This is a genomic window from Rhizobium sp. Leaf371, from assembly GCF_001424045.1.
Classification (GTDB): Bacteria; Pseudomonadota; Alphaproteobacteria; order Rhizobiales; family Rhizobiaceae; genus Ferranicluibacter.
The window spans coordinates 18,719-39,685 of record NZ_LMQB01000029.1 but is presented as its reverse complement, the minus strand read 5'-3'; the positions used below and the strand labels follow the sequence as shown (position 1 = coordinate 39,685).

Below are 20,967 nucleotides of genomic sequence, written 5' to 3'. Positions count from 1 at the left end.
TTGGGAGGACAGCGGACAGGGACGAGACAACGGCGGTCTGAAACCGCGATCAGGACAAGCGCGGCTTTCCCGAAGGGGCGATCAGTCGCAGGTCCAGCTGTAGCGGGTGAAATCGTAGTCGAAGGACTGCATGGGCACGGCCTTGAAACCGGTCAGGCATTTGTCCATCGCGTGCTGGACGGTCTGGGTCATCAGGTAGACGTCCGGCTGGATCTCGACCAGTTTCCGCTGCAGGTCTTTGTAGATCACGGCCTGCTTTGCAACGTCGGCCGTCGATCGGGCCTCGTCGATCAGGGCGTCGATGGCCGGATCCTGCAGCCATTCGGCGGAGGCCCAGGTGCCAGCGGATTTCGAGTGATACTGGGTAAAGAACATCGAGTCTGGGGAGGGATAGGTCGGGCTGAAGAAGATCTGGTTGACGGCGGGCGTCGTCTCGACCTTGGTCGTGATCTCCGTCACGCGGTTCCACGGATCGGCCTGCTGCGTCACCTTGAAGCCGAGTGGTTCGAGGTTCGACTGCATCAGCAGGCTGATCTCTTCCTCGAACTTCGTGCCAGCGACGTAGCCGAGCGTGATCGGGATGTCGGAGCCGGCATATTTCGACTTGGCGATCTCTGCCTTCGCCGCTTCCAGATCATACGTCGGCGCGGGCACGTCGCTGGCATGGAACTCGGCAAAGCCAGCCGGAAGCGGCGTCGTCAGTTCGCCACCGGGAAGGATGACATCGCGGATCGTCTGGTAGTCGGTCGCCAGCGCCAGCGCACGGCGGATATGCACGTCGTCGGTCGGCGGCACCTTGGTGTTGAGCTTCAGGTAGAACGCCGTGGTCGTGGGTTCGCTGAAGATCGTGAAGCGGCCCATGTCGGCAAGCGCCTTGTAGGTCTCGGGCGACTGGTACTGGCTGCTCATGGTCAATTCGCCAGAAGCCGCCAGCGATCGCACCGTGGCCTCGTCATTCGTGATGATCCAACGCACCTCGTCGATCGGCCCCTTGCCGAAGCCCTTGTAATAGTTCGGGTCGCGCTCGATCGTCATGCGCGCGCCGCGGTCCCATTCGACCAGCTTGTAGGCACCGGCTCCGGCAACGGTGCTGCCGAGATAGGCCTGTGCGTCGTCGCTGCCCTTGTTGGCCTCCACCACGTCCGCATTAACGATGAAGACGGCGGGGACCGTGGTCAGGAAGGGCGCAAAGGTCTTCGACAGCGTGAACTTGACCGTCTTGTCGTCGACGGCGACGATCGAGCCGGGCTTCAGGATGTCGGTGAAGAGGTTGGCCGGACCCTGGTTGATGCGAAAGAGCCGCTCGAACGCGTAGACCACGTCCTTCGCCTCGACCGGCGAGCCATCCGAGAACTTGGCGTCGGCGCGGATCTTGTAGGTGACCTCCTTGGCGTCATCCGAAACGGTCCAGCTTTCCGCCAGCTCGGGGATGATCTTGCCGGCCGGATCGACTGTGGTCAGGCTGTCATAGAGGTTAACAGCGGACATGTAGTCCGTATAGTCGGAGATCTTGGCTGGATCGATCGTGCCGAAGATCTGAACGGTGTTCATGGTCACGACGGTTTTCGCAGCGGCCGATCCGGCGGAGCCGGCAACCAGTGCGATGACGGCGGTGGAGGCGAGGGTGCAAAGCGTGCGCATTGTGTCTCCCGTGGTTTCAAAAGTTCCCGGCGCGGCCGTCTGTTGGCCGTCATCTCTTATGCACACAAGCTTGCATGGCGGAACGATGGTCTCAAGCATCGCCACGGCTAGGTTTTCGCTTAAATAGTCTAGGTTTTATGCCGGGCATCGGCTTGGAGCTTAGCCGAGAAGGCCGAGCGCGCGCGCCGAACCGATGGCTTCCTGGCGGCTACGGCAGCCGAGCTTCCGGTAGACATTGCCCAGATGGAACTTGACCGTCGCCTCGCTCAGACCGAGCGTATTGGCAACATCCTTGTTTGCCGCACCCTCGGAGATCATCAGCAGGATCTTGCTTTCCCGCCGCGACAGCGTGTTGCCGATCTTGACGGACTGGTTGTCGAGCCGGCCGGAATCCCTCAGCTTGCGCAGGATCTGGCGATTGGCCGCGATGGTCGAAAGAAACCCGCCGATGCGCTGGTTGTCGATGAGTTCCTGCAGGAAGATGCGTTCCTCAGCGAGCGGCGCGATGGTGCCGAGCCTGACGCAGTCGCCGAGGGTTTTCTGAAGCACGGCGCGTGCCTGCGTCGCATTTCGCTGCCGCTTGCTGACATAGGCAAGCCAGATCTCGGCGCTCATCCGCTGGCGATCCGTTAAATTCATGTTGCCGATCACGGTGGTAACGAGCCGATCGAGGCCGGGCCGCTGCGGCGCCTCGTAGATGAGCTGGCGAAGCCAGCTCAGCGCGAGCGCCAGCGCGTCGCGCTCCTGCACACGGCCGAGAGGCTCGCCGCCGGCAAGGACGAAGGCCCGATCGACCCGGCCCGGAATCGCCGTCAGAGCATTGGCCGCTTCCTGCCAGCGGTTCGCGTTCTGAAGAACGGCCGCCTCGCGGATCGAGATCATCGCCTGGAACTGTCCGTTCGACGTCTGGTAGACCCGCCATCGATCGAGAAAGCTTCGGGCCGCCATGGTAGAAAAATGCTCGCCTAATGCCTGGCTGCCATAGTGGAGCGCGAATTCGAGAAGGCTCGGCCAGATTTCGCCGTGGGCGAAGCCATCGATCTCAAGGTTGAGAAAGCGCGCCAGCGGCTCGGCCCGTCCCGCCTCATACTCGACGCAGGCCTCCATCAGCACCTGAAGCCGTGCATCATTGGCGCTTTCGAAAGGGAGTTCCGCAAGGAAGGCCGCCGATTGCGTCGCATGGCGGCGCGCCGTCAGCGCATCTCCCATCATCAGCCGGATCAGCGTCTGGTGGAGGCTGATGTAGAAGGCGAGCAGCGGCGCCTGCGCGGCACGATAATGCACCATGGCACGCTGCGCCACCTCCTCGGCAGCGGCAAACTGCCGGTTGCGGATGTAGAATTCGAGCACGGAATTGTAAAAGCTGCCGCGCGACAGATGGTCGTCCACCGGAAATTCCGTGATCAGCGCATAAGCGCGCTCCAGCAGTTCCTCTGAGAAGAAGTAGTCCTCATACAGGAGCATCACGAGCCGGAACGCCCGGAACTGGCGCGAAAAGATCGAGCGGCTGGAAAACACTTGGGTGTAATCATTGGCGACCTCGCCGAAGCGGTCGATGAGCAAGCGGCGCGCGCGGGCGATGTCGCCGAGTTTCAGCGATTGCAGCGCTTTGGCGAGGACGAGGACTTCCGTCCGGATGGAAAGGGTCAGCGGAAACCCGGCAAGGACGGTATCGAAGGCCTCAGGCCCGAAATAATAGAGAAAGAACGAGCCGCCCGCGTCTTGGAAGATCCGAAGCGCATTGTCGAACAGACCGGCCCTCTGGAAAGCGCAGATCGCCTCGACGACGAAACCGTTCGCGAGATAGGCTTCGGCAATCGCCCTCGCGCTCCCGGCGTTGCGCAGCCGCCGCTCCAGCACAGGGTCGATCGCTTCTCGCAGGACGTCGCGAATGCCGGGGACGGCAAGCCTCGGACGGCCGTCAGCGTCGGGGCGCATCAGAAACGGCGCCATTTGTGGCAGGGGCGGCGCGGTGGCGTACCGCGCTGCGGAGAATGACGGATGCCGCGTCGCGCCGTGCTTCCGGCCGGCCGTCTCGTCCAGAGCCAGGCGGGTGGCAACCAGTTCCTCGTCGGGCATCGCCGCCAGCAACTCGGTATCGAGAAAGGCCTGCAGCACGGCCGGCGGACCTTCGAAGAGGCCCGCATTGAAGACGGCGAGCGGCCATCCACCGCTTTTCTCAGCCACGTCTTCGCAGGCGTCCCCGAACAGCCTTTCGAGCTCGTGCTGCGACAGCATCAGGCCGTCGCTGCCGATGAACGTCGCCTGTCCATAGGCCAGCGCCCGCGCCTGTCCTGGCAGCACGGTGTCGGGACGCTTCGCGATAATCACGCGATGCGTGCCGGAGATATAGGCTTCCGGAATCGCAAGAGGCGTCGTGTAGGGTGGGATGTCCCAAAGGATGGGCGCCTTCATTGTTGAGCCCACGGTCGCGACCAAGCCTGGATCGATCGGGACGGGATATACAGGAGGCTCGGCCGAGCAAACGATAGCGGCACCCGTACGCTTTGCGATCAGCGACAGGATGGACGATTTGCCCATGCCGGCAGGGGCTTCGAGGATGACGATAGGGGGCCGGGTATCAAGGATGCCGGCGATAACCTCGGGCCGATCGATCAGGGCACCCACCTCATTTCTCCGGAAAGCGTCACGTGTTTACTCTGAGCAGTCGATGGACGGGATTGAGGATGCCGCCATCCTGCTCCAAAGTCGATCGTTTGCCGGTGTCGATCTCGGTCATCGTCAACAACAGGTCGGACCTTAGGATTTCTCGGCATGGCTAAGGCTTCGGCGGGCGATGAGCCTTGGGGGCGTCGTGCGCGCCACCGGTTCCTGGCGGCCCTTGATCCGGGACATGAGGGTTTCCGTGGCGATCACGCCCAGGGCCCGGCCGGATTGGTCGATACTGGAGAGATTGATCAGGCTCAGTCCCGCCACAGGGGAATTGTCGTAGCCAATAACAGCCAGGTCCTCCGGCACGCGGATGTTCATTTCGGCCGCCAGGTTGAGCAGGGTGACTGCGTCGAGGTCGCTCCAGCAGAACACCGCTTCGGGACGGTGAGGGCGGGAGATGAAGGCGCGGATGCTGTCCTCCCTGTCGGGCGACAGGACGGGGACGCTGTGAATCTCGATGTCGGACGCAAGCCCGGCCGCCTCCATGGTCCGGCGATAGCCGATCTCGCGCTGCCGCACGACGGATACCCGATGTCCGTCTCGCGCCCCGAAGGTCAGCATCGAGATTCTCCGATAGCCGCGTTCCAGAAAAGCCTCCACCGCAAGCGCGGCGCCCCGTTGATCGTCGCAATTGACGGTGTCGAAAAGTTCGGCTGTCGGGTCGTGGTACCCCACCGCGACGATCGGGATCTGTTGGGCGAACCGCGCGATGACATCCGAGGGGAGGCGTGGTGCCACGAGGATGAGCCCGTCCATCTTGTAGTCGATCATCGATTCGATCAGCGATGTCTCGAGCTGCGTCCTGGCTTCGCCGACACCGATCATCGCCCGATAATGGGAGGGTGCAAGCACGCCGTTCACGCCGTCGATCACTTCCGGCAGGAAGGGGTTGCGGATATCCACGAGCAGGAGGCCGATTGTGAAGGTGCTGCCGCGCAGGCCGCGCGCCGTACGGGACGGGCGGTAGTTGAGCGTGTCGATCGAGGCCTCGACGCGCCCGCGCAGCGCCTCGCTCACGCCATAGGCGTTGCGCAGAACTTTCGAGACGGCAGCGACGGAAACGCCCGCATGAGCAGCGACCGTCCGGATGGTGATGCGCTCTCTGGTCGCCGTGCTCTCGTCGCTGTTCACTATTTTCCCCCGAAGTCTCAACCGCTTCGCCACCATGGCAGAAGGTGCCGAAGAATTCTATTGCATCCCGCGATAAAATGTAGAACGTTATACATAGACCGTTCTACATTGTCTGGGAGGACATCATGAACATGCATGCGATCGCGGCACGCGCGGGCTTGCGGCAGCGCGACTGGGCGGCGGAGATGATCGCGCCCTTGGCGGATCAGGGTGTCGGCCGGCCGGCCAGCTTCGTTTCCACGAGGTTTGCGCTTGGCGCGGTCCCGGCTGTCGTCGATCTCTTCATCTCCGCGCAGGGGCTCTATCGCTGCTTCATCAACGGCACGCGCGTGGGCGAGGATCTGTTGACCCCGGGCTGGACCAATTACGACCACCGCATTGCCTATCAGCGTTACGATGTCGCGCCGCTGCTCGTCGCTGGCGAAAACCGCATCGAGATCTGGCTGGCCGATGGCTGGTATCGTTCGCCGATGATGTGGGGTGCCAACGCCATTCCCAACTGCTGGGGCGACCGTATTGCCGCCATCGCCGAATTGGTGGACGGAAGCCGCATGCTGCTGTCGACCGATGCGCGCTGGAAGAGCGGCACGCTGCCGATCGTGACGTCGGGCATTTATTTGGGCGAGGTCTACGATGCGCGGATCGCGCTGTCCGAAACCCACGGCACCGAGGCCGTACCCTTCGACAAGGCGCTGCTTGTCGCCCATGAGACGACGCCGGTGCGCGAGCTTTCCCCCCTTGCCGCGGTCGATCAGTGGCGGGATGCCGAGGGACGGATGGTGTATGATTTCGGCCAGAATGTCGGCGGTTATGTGCGCTATACCGTGCGCGGGCAGAGAGGCGCGATGGTGCGCGTCGAGCATTCGGAAGTGCTGGGCCCCGATCGCCATTTCGACAACCGCAACTACCGGACGGCCGTTGCCGAGACGCATTACACGCTGGCCGGCGGGGCGCAGGAAACGTACGCGCCGTCCTTCACTTTCCAAGGCTATCGCTATGCGCGTGTGACGATCGATGGCGAGGCGGAGATCGTTGCGATCGCCTCCGTTCCGATCACCTCGGTCGCCGACATCAAAGGGGGCTTCACGAGCGGTTCCCCGCTCGTCAACCGGCTCGTGCTGAACACGGTCTGGTCGCAGCGCGCCAATTTTATCGAAGTGCCGACCGACTGCCCACAGCGCGACGAGCGTCTGGGCTGGACGGGCGACGCTCAGGTGTTTGCGCCGACGGCCTGCTGGCTGGCCGACAGCGAGGCCTTTCTGCGCAAATATCTGCGCGACGTCATGGCCGATCAACGCCCGGACGGCGCGATCCCGCACGTGTCTCCGGACCCCACACGACGGCATCCCGAGCACTTTCCAGGCTATGCCGGATCGACTGGCTGGGGCGATGCGATCGTGATCATTCCCTGGGTTCTCTATACCCATTACGGCGATCGGCGCGCGCTTGAGGAATGCCTTGAGGCCATGGTGCGGTGGGTGGATTTCCTCTGGTCGATCTCGGACGGTCCGATCGTTCGCCCGCCGCCGCATTGGGGCGATCGCGGCTTCACCTTCGGCGACTGGCTGCAGCCGGTGGGCGACAATCGCAAGCCGCGGCCGACCATCGCCGACGACTGCGCCGCAACCCTCTATCACTTCATGTCCACGGCGCTTCTGGCGCGCATCGCGGGTGTGCTGGGGCGAGACGATCTGCGCGGGACGATGGACCGTCGGGCAGGGGACATTCGACAGGCCTTTGCCGCCGAATTCCTCTCGCCGTCTGGCCGCCTCGCCCATAACGACCAGACATCCTATGCGCTGGCGTTCCTGAACGATCTGATCCCGGCCGAGCACGTCGCGGCGGCCAAGGCGCATTTTCGGCGCGTCGTCGAGGATGCCGACTACAAAATCGGAACCGGCTTCATCGGCACGCCCGCTCTGCTGCCATCGCTAACCAAGCTCGGCCTGGACGATCTGGCCGAAAACGTCTTCCTGCAGGAAGAGGTTCCGGGCTGGCTCTATCAGGTGAAACAGGGCGCGACGACGATCTGGGAGCGCTGGGATTCCATGGCGCCCGACGGGACCATCTACGACCCGGACATGAACAGCTACAACCACTATTCCTATGGTGCCGTCTGCCAGTGGCTGTTTGAAAGCGTGGCCGGACTTTCACCCGATCCCGATCATCCGGGCTTTGCCCGTGTTATCGTCTCGCCGGTGGTGCTTGAAAAGCTCAACCCCGTTTCGGCCTGGCACGACATCGCGAAAGGGCGGATCGAGGCGGCCTGGACGATCGCCGACGGCAGGGTCGCGTACAGCGTCAGCCTTCCCCAAGGCTGCGAGGGCGTCTTCGTGCCAACGGCGCGGCATGTCAATCCGGTGCTGAATGGGAACCCCGTGACCGGCAATACCGTGATGGCGGCTGGGCGTCATCACATCACGTTCGAGGTTCCAGACCATCATTAGTGCATTCCATCGTGTCGTCTTACTGTTCGGAGGAGGAACATAATGACATTGCGTATGAAGACGAAAAGGACGGCATTGACGGCCCTGACGGCGCTTCTTCTGTCGGGTCCGGCCTTTGCCGACACCACGCTGACCTTTCTGGTCGATAACAATGCAGACTCGGTGGCCGCCGCCGAGGCGCTCGCCAAGGCCTATGCCGAAAAGAACCCCGACGTGACCGTCGAGGTCGAGCAACGCCCGGGCGGCGGCGACGGCGACAACATCGTCAAGACCCGGCTTGCGACCGGCGAGATGACCGACGTGTTTCTCTATAATTCCGGCTCGCTGCTACAGGCTCTGAAGCCCGAGACCGCGCTGCTCGATCTCAGCGATCTGCCGTCCCAGGCCAAGATCGCCGATGGCTTCAAGGCGGTCGTTTCGGCGGGCGGCAAGGTTTATGGCGTGCCCGCCGGCACCACCATGGCCGGCGGCATTTTCTACAACAGAAAGATCTATGCCGAGCTTGGCCTGACGCCACCCACGACCTGGGCCGAATTCATGGCCAATAACGAGAAGATCAAGGCGGCCGGCAAGGTCGCCGTTGCCCAGACCTATCGCGATACCTGGACGTCGCAGCTCTTCGTGCTCGCCGACTACTATAATCTGCAGGCGCAGGTGCCCAACTTCGCCACCGACTACACCGCCAACAAAGCGAAATACGCAACGACGCCGGCAGCGCTGAAAGGCTTCGAGCGTTTGCAGGACGTGCACGACAAGGACCTGTTGAACGAAGATTTCGGCGCGGGCACCTATGACGACGGCCTGCGCATGGTGGCGACCGGGGAGGCTGCGCATTATCCGATGCTGTCCTTTGCCATCGGTGCGCTGAAGCAGAACTATCCGGACGAGATCGCGGATGTCGGCTTTTTCGCCCAGCCCGGCGACGATGCGGCCAAGAACGGCCTGACGGTCTGGATGCCGCCGGCCGTCTATATTCCAAAGACCACCACCCAGGCGGAGGAAGCCCGGAAATTTGCCGATTTCGTCGGCAGTGTCGAAGGCTGCAAGGCGATGATGGCCGTCAATACCGTGCAGGGACCGTCGCTGGTCGAGGGCTGCGACCTGCCGGCGGACGTGCCCCCGGCCATCACCGATATGCTGCCCTACTTCGAGAGCGGCAAGACGGCGCCGGCCCTGGAGTTTCTCTCGCCGATCAAGGGTCCGGCGCTGGAACAGATCACCGTCGAGGTGGGCTCCGGCATGCGCCCGGCCGCCGAGGCTGCGGCCCTCTACGACGAGGATGTGCGCAAGCAGGCAAAGCAGCTCGGCATTCCGAACTGGTAAGCCGGGCAATCGCGCGAGCAAGCCGCCCGTGAAAGCGGGCGGACCCCCATGCCGTGGAAGGAGGAGCCATGGTCGAGGCCATCAGACCGAAACGCAAATCGCCGTATCCGCTCTGGTTCTTTCTGCCGGCGGCGGTGATCTATGGCGTGTTCTTCCTGCTGCCGACCGCCACGTCCTTCTGGTACAGCCTGACGCGCTGGGACCTGACGACGGCCGAATTCATCGGTCTTGAGAATTTCCGGCAGTTCTTTTCCGAGCCGTTTCTGGTCCAGGGGCTGATCAACACGCTGATCTATGCCGCCATGACCTCCGGCCTGAAGACCGTCTTCGGTCTCCTGCTCGCGGTGCTGCTCACCAGCAACATCATGGCGCGCAGCTTCCTGCGCACCGTGGTCTTCTTTCCCGTTCTGGTCTCGACGATCGGGGTCGGCATCACATTCACCGTCATGATGCATCCGACCCGGGGCATCATCAATGTGGCGCTGGACGCGATCGGCATCGATGGTCCGGGCTGGCTGACCGATCCGGCGCTCGCCCTTGTCTCCGTCGCGCTGGTCGATCTCTGGAAGGGGGTCGGGCTGGCAACGCTGATCTTCATTGCCGGTCTTGCAGCCATCAACCCGGACTATTACGAGGCCTCGCGCATCGACGGGGCAACCCGCCTGCAGCAGTTCCGCCGCATCACGCTGCCCTTGGTGCAGCCGGCGACGATCACCGTCGTGACGCTGTCGCTGATCGGCGGTCTGCGCTCCTTCGATCTGATCTGGGCGATGACGCGCGGTGGCCCGGGCTTTTCCTCCGATGTCCTCGCCTCGGTGATCTACAAGCAGTATCAGGCCGGATTCTACGGGCTTTCGACGGCCGGCAACGTCATTCTGTTTGCCCTGATCGCCGCGATCCTGGTGCCGCTGACACGGATGTTCCATCGTCGGGAGATCGACCAATGAGGCGTGTGCGACCCATCATTGTCGGCTGCCTTTCGCTCGCCGTTGCCGCGGTCGTCTTCGTCATTCCCTTTCTGTTCATCGCGTTGCAGGCGGTGAAGTCGCGCTCGGAAGCGTCGCGCCTGAATTTTCAGTTGCCTCAGGACTGGCTGCTCTGGGACAATCTCGTCGCCGTCGTCGAGGCCCGCAATTATCAGCTGCTGCTCGCCTATTTCAATTCCACCATCATCACGCTGTTTTCCGTGACGATCCTCGTCGTGCTCTCGGCCATGGTCGGATATGTGATGCAGCGGCGGCGGTCGCGCTGGAACAGCATCGCGCAGGGGGCCGTTCTCATCGGGCTTATGATGCCGCCGGCCGTGGTGCCGACGATCGGCCTGCTGCAATCGATCGGCCTCTTCAAGACGATGACGGGGATGGTGCTCATCCAGGTCGCCTACAACCTGTCCTTTTCCACGCTGCTCTATCGCTCGTTCATCGGCACCATTCCGCGCGACCTCGACGAAGCCGCGTTGATCGATGGCGCAAAGCCGTGGCAGATCTTCTTCCGTGTGGTAATGCCGCTGCTGAAGCCCGTTACGGTGACCAATATCGTCGTTCAGTCGATTGCGATCTTCAACGACTTCACCAACCCGCTCTACTACCTGCCGGGACGGGAAAACGTCACGGTGCAGCTGACGCTCTTCAACTTCCAGAGCATGTATTCGAGCCAGTACAATCTGCTCTTCATGAACATTCTCCTCGTGACGATCCCGCCGCTCATCGTGTTCATCTTTTTCAATCGACAGATCGTTGCCGGCATGACGGCCGGCGGTGTGAAAGGCTAGGGGCATGTCAGGCGTTCAACTCAAGAACATCCGCAAGAGCTTTGGCGCGTTGGAGGTCATCAAGGGCATCGACCTCGATATCCGCCCCGGCGAATTCGTCGTCTTCGTCGGCCCTTCCGGCTGCGGAAAATCGACGCTGCTGCGCATGATCGCGGGGCTGGAGGACGTCACGTCCGGCCTTCTGACGATCGGCGGCAAGGACGTGACCTGGGCCGATCCATCGAAACGGGGCATTGCGATGGTGTTCCAGTCCTATGCGCTTTATCCGCATATGACCGTGGCGGAGAACATCGGTTTCGGCCTGTCGCTGGCAGGGCGACCCAAGGCGGAGATCGAGAGCAAGGTCAGGGAGGCGGCGGAGTCGCTGCAACTGACCCCGCTGCTCGATCGCAAACCGAAAGCGCTTTCCGGCGGCCAGCGGCAGCGCGTGGCGATCGGCCGCGCGATCGTGCGCAATCCCGCCGTCTTCCTGTTCGACGAGCCTCTGTCCAACCTCGATGCCTCGCTCCGCGCGCAGATGCGGCTCGAGATCACCGACCTGCACAAGAAGCTCGGGACGACGATGATCTATGTGACCCACGATCAGGTCGAGGCGATGACCATGGCCGACAAGATCGTGGTTCTGAAGGGCGGAGAGGTCGAGCAGGTCGGCACACCCATGGACCTCTACACCAAACCGGCGACGCCGTTCGTCGCCGGTTTCATCGGCAGCCCGAGGATGAACCTCTATACGGGTGCGGCCGCCGAGGGGCTGGGCTGCAAGACCTACGGCATCCGGCCGGAAGACGTGACGCTCTCCTCCCAGAGCGGCCGGTGGAGCGGCAGGATCCGCCATGTCGAGCGGCTCGGTGCCGATGCCCTGGTCTACTTCAAGGTCGAAGGGTTCGGCGACATGGTGGCGCGCACGCATAGCAGCGCCGATTTTCAGCCGGAAGCGACCGTCTGGGCAACGCCGACACTTGGGGCTGAATACTTTTTCGATCGCTGATCACCCCGTTATCGGGACGACAAGTGCCGGAGTGTGGCTCTGGTTCGAATTGCATCAAGACAGTTGGTGATTAATAAGGCAGTTAGCCACATGGGAGAGTGGCTGCCGCATTTTACAACGGCTTCGCGCGAGGCACTTACCGCACAGCCATTTGCGCTGTTTGACGTAAGCGTCCGTCAGGACATTTATGACGGATCTTGCAGGTTCCACGGCTGGAGGTCGCTGATCCGGTTTATGGAATGATCGGCGATGTGGGAGAGGACCTTTCGCCGGATTCCGGATCGAGGCCGTTGAGCTTTGCGGTCTCGAGCAACGACAGGATTGCAGCGGCGCGTACGCCGCCCTTGTCTGATTCCGCAAACGCCTAGCTGATAAGTGTGTCGCCACTCGGCCGGGTCACCGTCCAGCATCGGCGGGGACATATCTCATCCGCCATCGGCGGGGGCTCGTCTTCTCCCAGCTTCGGAACGAACGGTAGAAAGAACTTGCATCGTCGTAGCCGAGCAAAAACGCCACTTCCTCGACGGTGATCGACAGGTCGCGAAGGAGCGATACCCCAACGTCCCGTCGAGCTTCGTCAAGAAGCGCCCGGAAGGTGGTTCCCGCGTCTGCTATGCGGCGTTGCAACGTCCTTTCACTTAATCCCAGTTCGCGCGCAACGCGGCCAATGTCCGGTCGACCGCTGGCAAATTGCCGCTTTAGGACAAATGTGACATGTTCTGACAGGCTTCCTCGCATCTCCACGTCTGCCAGAGCCGCCGTGAGTGCCGGGGTCATGATCGAGAGCATTTCAGGATTGTGCCCGACGAAGGGAAGCTCCAGATCCTCCGATTTCAGGACAAGCTTGTCGCGGTCCGCGTCGAATCGAACGGGACAACCGAAGTAGTTCTCGTATGTCTCCGTGGCCTGACTGTGACGTGCGTATTCCACTGCCACCGGGAGGATTCGCTTCCCCGTGCCGCGCCGACCCAGTTCCACGATCATGGCAAAGCTAGCGTCGACTGACAAGGCTGGCTCCGCTCCCACGCCAGGCGGCCAGTCCGTCATGACGGTAACAGTACCGCCGTCTTCCGCCACTCGCATCTTGTCCGGACTGCATACCCGCTTGAAGCGTACCATTCGGTCCAGTCCATCGCGGTAGGTGGCCGCGAAAGATGCTGCGAGAAACGCAAGTTTGTGGTTGGACGTGCTCGTGCTTTCCACCATCCGAAGACCGAAGCTCGGGTCGTCCGACAATGTCTCGATGGCTTTCCACACCGCAAAGAGCTGTTCCGTCGTGATCACCGCAGTCTCGTCAATGTGTAGCATGGATGGCAGTTTCGCGTGGCCGAGGACTGCGGACGGCCGCAAGCCCAGACACTCAAGTCCTACCCAGAACGGACGAGGCAGTCTGCACCGATCGGGAACGGAGACCACTCTGGCGGTCATACGGGTTTCTTTCGTTTGAGATCAAAGCCGATGGATGCGAAAGCGGTCAAGCAGCCGAAGCGGCGCCGGTCTGAGACGGCAGCATCAACGAAGTTGGCGTCGTTTGCAAGTTTTCTGGCGTCTTATGCCTTAGTGCGATCGGAGACACACACCTATGACATAGGCGCCAACGACAAGGAGCCACATGTTGAAAATCAAGTTCTATACCAACCCGAATTCACGAGGACGTATGGTCCGGTGGATGCTCGAAGAAGTGGGAGCGACTTACCAAACCGTGGTGCTTGATTACCAAAAAGTCAGCGCGGATGACCCATGGGGCGGAGCCGCCCTCGAAAAACCCGCCGCCATCGATACCGAAAGCGAGCAGGCGCGCTTCTTCAGGGAGTTGAACCCCATTGGCAAGATACCTGCTATCGTAGACGACGGCCGTGTCGTGACGGAAAGTGGAGCGATCATTGCCTATCTTGCGGACATCTTTCCCTCTGCGGGCCTTGCGCCCAGAGACAGTGAAAGAGCTGATTACTATCGCTGGATGTTTTTCGCCGCTGGCCCGGTAGAACAGGCTGTCACCAACAACCGCGCCGGGTTCATACCTTTGCCCGAACAAGAATTCTTTCTGGGACACGGCAGTTACGAGCGCACCTTGGACCAACTCGAATACGCGGTGACAAGGCACCCCTACATCACGGGCGAAAGGTTCACGGCGGCGGACGTCTATATCGGTTCGCATATCGGCTGGGGTCTGGGATTGGGAACTATTCCCCCGCGCGAGGCCTTCGTAAAATATGCGGGTAAGCTCGTCGAGAGAGAGGCTTACATGCGAAGTGTCAGGCTAGACAACGCGTTGCTCTCGAGACGCCAGTGAGCGTACTCCAGTTGACTGACGGGATTGTCAGCGCGGTCGGAGACCGGACCGCACTGCCCGCCTGACCAGGGCAGACGATTGACAACGGCTCCAAATTCCCGGAGTCACGCGTATGCCCTTGCGCCAGACCAACACGGTTTCAGATGAGCATGCCGCCTTCCTCGCACGGGCAGCGACCGGATCGTTCGTGAAGGCGGCCTGCCTGCTCGGTCGTCACGCTACCGTCGTGACGAAGCGGGTACAGGCTCTGGAGCAGCGCCTTGGCGTTCGGCTCGTAGAACGCACGACGCGCAGGCTTCGTCTAACTGAGGCGGGTCAGACACTGGCGGACCGGCTGCGGGTCGCGGCGGAAGTCGTTTCCGATGCGGAGCGCGAACCTTCCGCCAGCGTAGACGCGGTGCGCGGCGAGCTCCGAGTTACCTTGCCCGCTATTATGGGTCGGCTCTGGCTCGCGCGAAAAATTCCCAATTTTATAGCGGAACATCCCGAGCTGCATCTGGAAGTGCACTAAACCGACGCCTTCGTGGATCTCGTGGCGGAAGGGTTCCATGCGGCCGTTCCTATCGGGGAACTCAGGGACAGCCGTATCATCGCGAGGAAACTCGCTGACCACAGACGCATCCTCTGCGCGTCGCCCGACTACCTCTCACGTCATGGCGATTTCAAACAACCGGAGGACCTTGTCCACCAAAACTGCCTGGAGTTCACAGGACTGTCGTCGTTTCCCGTCTGGATCTTTTCAACGGAAACCGAATGGCACGCGTCGTGGTCAGGGGCAACCTGAGAAGCAACGATCCCGCTGCGCTGCGCGAAGCCGTGTGTTTCGGCGCGGTCTTTGACCCCCACTACAGGCGTCGAACGGTGACCCTAGGCATTTTGCCGAAAGGTCAATTCGGTTAGTAGGTTAGCGTACGCTCGCTGGGGTTATTCTTCGGCGCCGAAATGGGGTCAAAGTTCCGCGCTTAATCACACTCGTTGACGAGATGGCGGAGTGTCTCGACATCCTGATCGGTCAGAAGCTTGGCAAGTTCATCGCGTCGCTCGAGCGGAAGCACGGCGGCGATCGTATCGAGCTCTTTCACACGCCGATCCACTGCAGTTCGGTCCGGCCGCTTAGTCTCCATTGGCAAGAGGTCCAAGCACTTTTACGCTTTCCCTTCGAGCTGCCGTTGCCAGCTTTCGATCGAGTGTGGCAAGCTCCAGCTGTTCAAGGGTAGCTAAGGCGAGGTACGCAGCGTCGTAAGCGCTCAGTTGGTATTCTCGTGACAAACGGACAACCTCGAAGTCGTCACCAGGACCCGACAATTGCAGTGGCAAGGCTCGCAACCTTGCCATGCCTGAAAATATCAAATCGCTGGAGATGCGGCCGCGGCGTTCGGCACTCAGGAGAATGCTTCGGATTTCATGGATGAGAAGGTCAGGTGCAAAGGCGTCATCGTCTGCAATGCGCGTCAACAACGAAAGGCATCAGCGACGCCCTTCGTGTTTCCAAGCCTGGATCTCGTCATGGGTTACCGGACTGCTCTTGGCGCGGAATGCGCGCATGGCCTCAATTGCTGACAGGCGCTGGCGTCGCTCATTCATCGCCACCAGGCGCGCTATGGGATCATTGCCGCGGGCAATAATGAAGTCCTCGCCAGCTTCGACACGCACGAGCAGCTCGGACAGATGGGTCTTGGCTTCGGCAACCTTCACGATTTGCGTCACGGCGCGGCTTCTCGGTTCGATATGCTTCTGGAGATGGATAAGAGATTGACGCAATTGACTGAGGTGGTCAACCAGTAGACCATATAACATCGGACAAGAGAAAGGATGGGCCGTCATTCGCGATTCCGATCCGGCCTGGATCAACCGGCCTGGACCGGGCGGCACCGAGCCGCATCGCTCTATAGAGCAGAAAGAGGTGCCGATCCTGCTTGCCGGGAGCAGCGGGACGCCCGGCAATAATCAAGCGCAGAACAAACAGATCAATTCTCTTGTAAAGCAATTCGGCCTTACTAAGGATCAGCGGCAGCAGCTTCATGGACTGATCTCCGGTCAGAGTTATTGGTTATCAGGAAATCAAGCAGATCATCATCGACGAGTTTGAGAAATGACGTTCAAAGACGATCTGCAAAACCTGATGGGGACGCCGGTTTCCCAGTCGAAATACATCTACGGTTCGATTTTTCATCTGATGTTCAATGTCACAGCTGGCGATGCCGAACTCGTCTGCAATGGGTGCCAATGGGTGCTGCTCGACGCTGCTGACAGCGTCCGACTGCATGACGAAGCGGCCTTGTCGAGTGACGTGATATCAGGCCTTCTTACAGGAAAACGCCTTCGCTCAGTGGAGTCTTCGCCAGGTAGCCTGTCATTGCACTTCGATGACGTCGTTTTGTGCGGCTTCGCGACGGAAGACTATCACCTGATGCTGCATGACGGTGTATCGCTTAAATCGCCGGAATGGCTGGCGGAGACCGATGCGGCACGCGACAGTTTTATGCTTTTCCGGCCCGACGGTCCGGCGGCCGGATACGAATTTTCCGGATATTTCGATCTGAACTCCGTGCCTTGGGGCGCGCATTATCTTTCTGCACAGGAGGGTATCATTGGCTAAAGAAGGCGAAGCTGTTCACGAGCGTGGAGGCGGACAGCCCAATGTCGCGCAGACGCCGGCAAATGCCGATGGCCGGGTGGTCGTGGGTGCCGGCGCACCAGAGGAGCCGGTAGACGAATCGACGGTATTCAACCAGGAAGTCGCCGATCTCGAACGGGAAATGGGCGAACTGGCCAACAACCCGGATCGGTCAGCCTATTGGGATGCAGCCACCCGCCGTGAAATGGTTCGTTTCCTCCAATGGGCGAGCCAGACGGATTCTACGGTCTTCTTTCTCGGCAATACGGCCAGCCCGTTCACTGATCGCCTATCGGAATCGCTGGACAGCGACACGCCTGTCGCCACCAATGCCGCACAGTATAACGAGATCCGCGAAGGGTTAGAGCGGATCAGGAACACGTCCGACAACAGTCTTGCCGACAACCTGCTGAATGCGCCAATTCCGGGATGGAATCAACTTGGAAAGCTTGCTCGGAGATTGGCGATCAAGCGCGCGATCCTGGCGCGTCTGCGGCGCAAGGCCCAGGAGCGTGTTCTGCGAAGACGCAGGCGTAGACGCGACAGGCGCGACTGCCGGCTCGCCGGCAATCCAGCTTTCATGCCGAGCGGCATTCCGGTCCATTACGACCCGGATGTCTCCATTCCCACTCTTTTGAAGATCGCAGTCACCAGCACATATTACGGAAACGTCGATACCGTTGGTCCGCTCGGTCGCGGCTGGCTCAGCGACCTGGACGCCACGATCAGACGCAACGAAGAGGGTGGGTTCACCTTTCTCGACGAGGATGGATTTTCCACCGTTTTTACTGCGCCGACGCCCATCCCGGACGGATGGGAAGAAGGCGATACGATCCGCAATAGCAGTCTCATGCAAGGTGATCGCCGCGCGCTGATCTTCCGCGAAGACGCGATGACCACCCATTTCGACAAGTGCAAGGACGGTCTCTGGCGCATTACGAGAATTGAAGACCGGCGCGGCAATACGCTGCGCTTCGGTCGGGACACGACCGGCAACCTCTTGTCCGTGGAAACACCGGACGGACTGAAGCTTCATTTTTCCTATTCCGCCAACCTGCGAACACAGGTGATTTCGAAGGGGTCGATGGAAGCCGCAAGACCGTCATGCGCTATCGATAGGACGGCAGCCAGCAAATGGTGCTCGCCGAATGCCCCTTCGGGGAACGCCATGAATTTGCTTATGACCAGCAAGGACGTCTGTCGCAGGTCATCCGCAACGGCAGGTTTCACGCGAAATTCGAGCATGATGGCAAGAGACGGCGAACAAGGACCGGGAGCAATCAGGGCCAACCCGCGATGTTCGAATATGACGAGGAAAATAAAGTCACGACATATCAACCGGGTTCCGACCCCGGGCGCGCCATCAAGTTCCGTTACGACGATCATGGAAACATCACGCGGGAAGTGAACGCGCTCGGTCACGACAAGCGGTATGTCGAGGATGACGAGGGGCGCGTCGCCACCGAGATCGACGGCGAGGGCAACGAGACCCGTTATGGCTACGACGGTGCAGGCCATGTCAAAAGCATTCGCGATCCGACCGGACGCTCGACCTATTACGGTTGGACTTCGGAAGGCGACCTGGAACTGGTGATCGACAACGCCGGCAAGTCGTGGGAACTTTACTATGACGATTTTGGTTCACTCACCATGGTCAAGAACCCGCTTGGCGAGATTTCCGAGATACGATGCAATTCAACCGGCCAGGCGATCGGCATCATTCGCCATGACGGTTTGATCGAGCAGAATTCGTATGACGAGCATCATTGGCTGGTCGAGACGCTGGATTTCGCAATGCTCGGACGCTCTTCAAAAGGGACGCGTTCGGGCGGATCATCCAACTGACCGAAGCCAATGGCGCGGTGACGAAATATCAATACGAAGATCAGGCGGGTCATAATTTCTTCAAGCCGACCAGCATCACCCGCCCGGACGGCGCCATATTCCGCAGCCGCGTTTCAAACCAGGGGCGGTTGGTTGAGACGGCGAAGGGCGCACTAGCCGTTATGAATATGACGGTCTCAACAATCTCATCGCCGTCGGCGATCCCAGGGACGGGGGATCGAATTCCACTACGACGACGAACTCAATCTCGAGAAGGTCGTCAACGAAATCGGCCGGGAATGGATTTTCGAGCGGGATGGCGCCGGTCGGATCGTGCGGGAGACCGATTTCGGTGATCGTACGACCGAATACGTTCTCGACAGGGCAAACAGGGTCGTGGAGGCAATGCAGCCGGATGGCCGCATTGTTGCCTACCAATGGGATCGCGCCGGTCGCGTCGTCAGCCGGAGTGCGGTTCTGCCGGGGCGGACTGAAGCCTCCCAGCTTGAAACATTCGACTATGACGATGTGGGGCGGCCGTCGCTGGCCAAGAACGCTGAAACCGGTCTGCACCACAACCGTTTCAGGATCTACGACCCGTCGATTGGACAATATTTCAGCCTTAATCCGATCGGCTTGCTAGGCGGCCTGCGCCCGCATGGCTATGGGGAGATACCGACTTGGTGGGCCGACCCGGTTGGCTTGTACGGCGTCTATGTGTTCCAGGTGCAGAGAAACGGCCGTTGTTTTGTCGGCAAGGGGGAGCAGGCGCGCATGCTGGCTTCCATGCGATATCGCTCCGGCGCCCTGAATGCGAACGATGCCCGGACCCGGTGCCCACGCGGGCTCTATACTAACACGGACGCCGGGCTGCAGCAGCGGGCATGAATGCGAGGGATTACGGCGCACTGGTTGAGAACAGGCTCAACGTGAAATTCGACGGGCAATCTTTATATAACCGTTCTAGTGCTGCGGAGAGGGTAGCGGCAACCGCGACTGCGGCTCGCATAAGGGGCGCATTTGGTCGCTGCTAACGATCACAAGGCAAAAGGCATCGGGCTTACCGATAGACAGATGGGAGAAGTGCGTGGCGGAAATGGTGATTGAAATTGATGAAAGAACAATGGAAAATCTAATGGAGGGGCCACATGTCTTCATAGAAAAGACATCGTCACGTCCTGCTGCAAAAATTGCTTATTTCAATAAAGCTGCCTTTCAAGCCTATTCCAACCTTATCGACGAACACGGATGCGACGGCTTCTCGATCGAGGTCCAGGACATCGCCGAGAACAAGCTGCAGGAATATTTTGCACCTGATTTCAGCAAGATCCAAAACAAAGATGCCATACGCGAAATCGGTGTCGTCGGGTCGGGCGCTTTTCAAGAAGGATATGACCTTGACGGCTTCAAGGCGTTTGGCAACGTCAAGGGCCTCACCACGCATAACGTGTCGTTTAGGTCGAAGTTACCTGAACTGTTTCCGAAACTCGAAGCGTGGCTCAACCTCGACTGGAAAGCCAATGAGGTCGAGCCATTAAATGGCAGTTGGCCAAACCTCGCTAGCCTTTCGTTGCAGGGGTTTAGTGGGTCCCTGTCAACCTTCGACGGGGCGCCGATCAAAAAGCTTTTCTTGATCTCCTCGACTATCAGGGACATCGGCGACATCCTGCGCTTCAAAGACCTCGAAACACTGCAAATCGTCTCCTGCAAGATCGGTGGTGACGTCTCGGTGCTATCCGGCCTTAAGCAACTCAGGTCGTTGCGTTTCGAAGGCAAAAACAAACTAGAAGGGTGGGAACAGCTCAAGAGTTCGAGCGTCGAAAACCTCGAGGCCTCGCATTACCCTTGCAAACGACCTCAGGACGGTTTTCCAAAACTCAAGAACTATAGCATCAATGCTTATCGCCCGCGCGATCCGTTCTACGAGGAGCGTGGTGATTTTGGGGTGCTCGGCGACGAGTTCAGTAGCATTTTCAACTGATCTTTGAGTGACGCCCCTTTCAAGGGTGACGCTTCCCTTTGAACCTTTTTCTGCAACAGCGCCGCCCTCCCGGCCTGACGCTCTCAGGAAGCCTAAGGGCGCTGGCGGACCGATCCACTTGTGCCCGCATAAGATTTCGCGCCACTACGAGCGTTTCCTCCTACCAGGTGCCAATTCTGAGGGACAAGTACAAGATTACCGGATCTCTAGCCGACGTATACGTTTTGAGGTCATAACCATCGATACGGGATACTTATCGATGGTTATATACCCAACTG

At 60.3% G+C, this 20,967-nt stretch carries 19 protein-coding genes and 2 pseudogenes; 12 read left to right on the top strand and 9 right to left on the bottom strand.

Features of this window, described 5'->3' with window-relative positions; genetic code table 11:
* Window positions 1-81: 81 nt before the first annotated feature.
* The 3 genes from ASG39_RS22045 to ASG39_RS22035 form a co-directional block, all read right to left on the bottom strand.
* Window positions 82-1,641: an ABC transporter substrate-binding protein gene (locus ASG39_RS22045; protein ID WP_062597123.1), complete on the bottom strand. Its 1,560-nt coding sequence runs from the start codon at window positions 1,639-1,641 to the stop codon at window positions 82-84.
* 159 nt (window positions 1,642-1,800) lie between these two features.
* Window positions 1,801-4,056 carry a LuxR family transcriptional regulator gene (locus ASG39_RS22040; RefSeq protein WP_244481309.1) on the bottom strand — a complete coding sequence of 752 codons (2,256 nt, stop codon included), beginning with the start codon at window positions 4,054-4,056 and terminating at the stop codon, window positions 1,801-1,803.
* A gap of 345 nt (window positions 4,057-4,401) precedes the next feature.
* On the bottom strand, window positions 4,402-5,445 hold the full coding sequence (locus ASG39_RS22035; RefSeq protein ID WP_244481308.1) for a LacI family DNA-binding transcriptional regulator: 1,044 nt from the start codon (window positions 5,443-5,445) through the stop codon (window positions 4,402-4,404).
* Window positions 5,446-5,570: 125 nt separating this feature from the next.
* Between ASG39_RS22035 and ASG39_RS22030 the strand changes: the two genes are divergently transcribed.
* From ASG39_RS22030 to ugpC, 5 genes are all read left to right on the top strand, one after another.
* A complete protein-coding gene (locus ASG39_RS22030) occupies window positions 5,571-7,892 on the top strand; it encodes an alpha-L-rhamnosidase (RefSeq protein WP_062597121.1) in 2,322 nt (773 codons plus the stop codon).
* A gap of 42 nt (window positions 7,893-7,934) precedes the next feature.
* Window positions 7,935-9,215, top strand: coding sequence for an extracellular solute-binding protein (locus ASG39_RS22025; protein ID WP_062597120.1), 1,281 nt, complete (start codon window positions 7,935-7,937; stop codon window positions 9,213-9,215).
* A 68-nt stretch (window positions 9,216-9,283) separates the two neighbouring features.
* Window positions 9,284-10,162 carry a sugar ABC transporter permease gene (locus ASG39_RS22020; RefSeq protein WP_062597119.1) on the top strand — a complete coding sequence of 293 codons (879 nt, stop codon included), beginning with the start codon at window positions 9,284-9,286 and terminating at the stop codon, window positions 10,160-10,162.
* On the top strand, window positions 10,159-10,986 hold the full coding sequence (locus tag ASG39_RS22015; protein ID WP_062597118.1) for a carbohydrate ABC transporter permease: 828 nt from the start codon (window positions 10,159-10,161) through the stop codon (window positions 10,984-10,986). The genes ASG39_RS22020 and ASG39_RS22015 overlap by 4 nt, the downstream gene beginning before the upstream one ends.
* 4 nt (window positions 10,987-10,990) lie before the next feature.
* The gene (gene ugpC / locus ASG39_RS22010) at window positions 10,991-11,974 is read left to right on the top strand and encodes a sn-glycerol-3-phosphate ABC transporter ATP-binding protein UgpC (RefSeq protein WP_062597117.1); all 984 of its coding nucleotides are present in this window, start codon (window positions 10,991-10,993) and stop codon (window positions 11,972-11,974) included.
* A gap of 185 nt (window positions 11,975-12,159) precedes the next feature.
* Here ugpC and ASG39_RS24615 read toward each other — a convergent pair.
* A pseudogene (locus tag ASG39_RS24615) lies at window positions 12,160-12,335 on the bottom strand (transposase domain-containing protein); the annotation flags it as partial.
* 35 nt (window positions 12,336-12,370) lie between these two features.
* Complete coding sequence (locus ASG39_RS22005) at window positions 12,371-13,402, bottom strand: AraC family transcriptional regulator (RefSeq protein WP_062597116.1); 1,032 nt, start codon at window positions 13,400-13,402, stop codon at window positions 12,371-12,373.
* Window positions 13,403-13,586: 184 nt separating this feature from the next.
* Here ASG39_RS22005 and ASG39_RS22000 point away from each other — a divergent pair, with 184 nt between their 5' ends.
* Window positions 13,587-14,267: a glutathione S-transferase family protein gene (locus ASG39_RS22000; RefSeq protein ID WP_062597115.1), complete on the top strand. Its 681-nt coding sequence runs from the start codon at window positions 13,587-13,589 to the stop codon at window positions 14,265-14,267.
* 112 nt (window positions 14,268-14,379) lie between these two features.
* The gene (locus tag ASG39_RS23535) at window positions 14,380-14,778 is read left to right on the top strand and encodes a LysR family transcriptional regulator (RefSeq protein WP_082477429.1); all 399 of its coding nucleotides are present in this window, start codon (window positions 14,380-14,382) and stop codon (window positions 14,776-14,778) included.
* Between the two features lie 460 nt (window positions 14,779-15,238).
* Here the strand turns inward: ASG39_RS23535 and ASG39_RS24030 are convergent.
* The 4 genes and pseudogenes from ASG39_RS24030 to ASG39_RS21980 all read right to left on the bottom strand — a co-directional run.
* Window positions 15,239-15,391: pseudogene (locus ASG39_RS24030) on the bottom strand (integrase); the annotation flags it as partial.
* Window positions 15,381-15,725, bottom strand: a complete 345-nt coding sequence (locus tag ASG39_RS24025) for a type II toxin-antitoxin system VapC family toxin (RefSeq protein WP_062597113.1) — start codon at window positions 15,723-15,725, stop codon at window positions 15,381-15,383. The pseudogene ASG39_RS24030 and the gene ASG39_RS24025, both read right to left, overlap by 11 nt.
* A 9-nt stretch (window positions 15,726-15,734) precedes the next feature.
* Window positions 15,735-15,974, bottom strand: a complete 240-nt coding sequence (locus tag ASG39_RS21985; protein WP_062597112.1) for a type II toxin-antitoxin system prevent-host-death family antitoxin — start codon at window positions 15,972-15,974, stop codon at window positions 15,735-15,737.
* Between the two features lie 67 nt (window positions 15,975-16,041).
* The gene (locus ASG39_RS21980) at window positions 16,042-16,290 is read right to left on the bottom strand and encodes a hypothetical protein (protein ID WP_062597111.1); all 249 of its coding nucleotides are present in this window, start codon (window positions 16,288-16,290) and stop codon (window positions 16,042-16,044) included.
* Window positions 16,291-16,359: 69 nt separating this feature from the next.
* On the opposite strand from ASG39_RS21980, the gene ASG39_RS21975 reads away from it, so the two are divergent.
* The 5 genes from ASG39_RS21975 to ASG39_RS21955 all read left to right on the top strand — a co-directional run bounded on the left by ASG39_RS21975 (window position 16,360) and on the right by ASG39_RS21955 (window position 20,689).
* Window positions 16,360-16,866, top strand: coding sequence for a hypothetical protein (locus ASG39_RS21975; protein ID WP_062597110.1), 507 nt, complete (start codon window positions 16,360-16,362; stop codon window positions 16,864-16,866).
* Complete coding sequence (locus ASG39_RS23525; RefSeq protein ID WP_082477427.1) at window positions 16,859-18,292, top strand: DUF6531 domain-containing protein; 1,434 nt, start codon at window positions 16,859-16,861, stop codon at window positions 18,290-18,292. Before ASG39_RS21975 ends, ASG39_RS23525 begins: the two co-directional genes overlap by 8 nt.
* Window positions 18,289-18,729 (top strand): RHS repeat domain-containing protein, encoded by a 441-nt coding sequence (locus tag ASG39_RS21965; protein WP_244481306.1) that lies wholly within the window; start codon window positions 18,289-18,291, stop codon window positions 18,727-18,729. The genes ASG39_RS23525 and ASG39_RS21965 overlap by 4 nt, the downstream gene beginning before the upstream one ends.
* 216 nt (window positions 18,730-18,945) lie before the next feature.
* Window positions 18,946-19,596, top strand: a complete 651-nt coding sequence (locus ASG39_RS21960) for an RHS repeat-associated core domain-containing protein (protein WP_277995985.1) — start codon at window positions 18,946-18,948, stop codon at window positions 19,594-19,596.
* Between the two features lie 199 nt (window positions 19,597-19,795).
* Window positions 19,796-20,689, top strand: a complete 894-nt coding sequence (locus ASG39_RS21955) for a hypothetical protein (RefSeq protein ID WP_156468240.1) — start codon at window positions 19,796-19,798, stop codon at window positions 20,687-20,689.
* The last annotated feature ends 278 nt before the right edge of the window (window positions 20,690-20,967 follow it).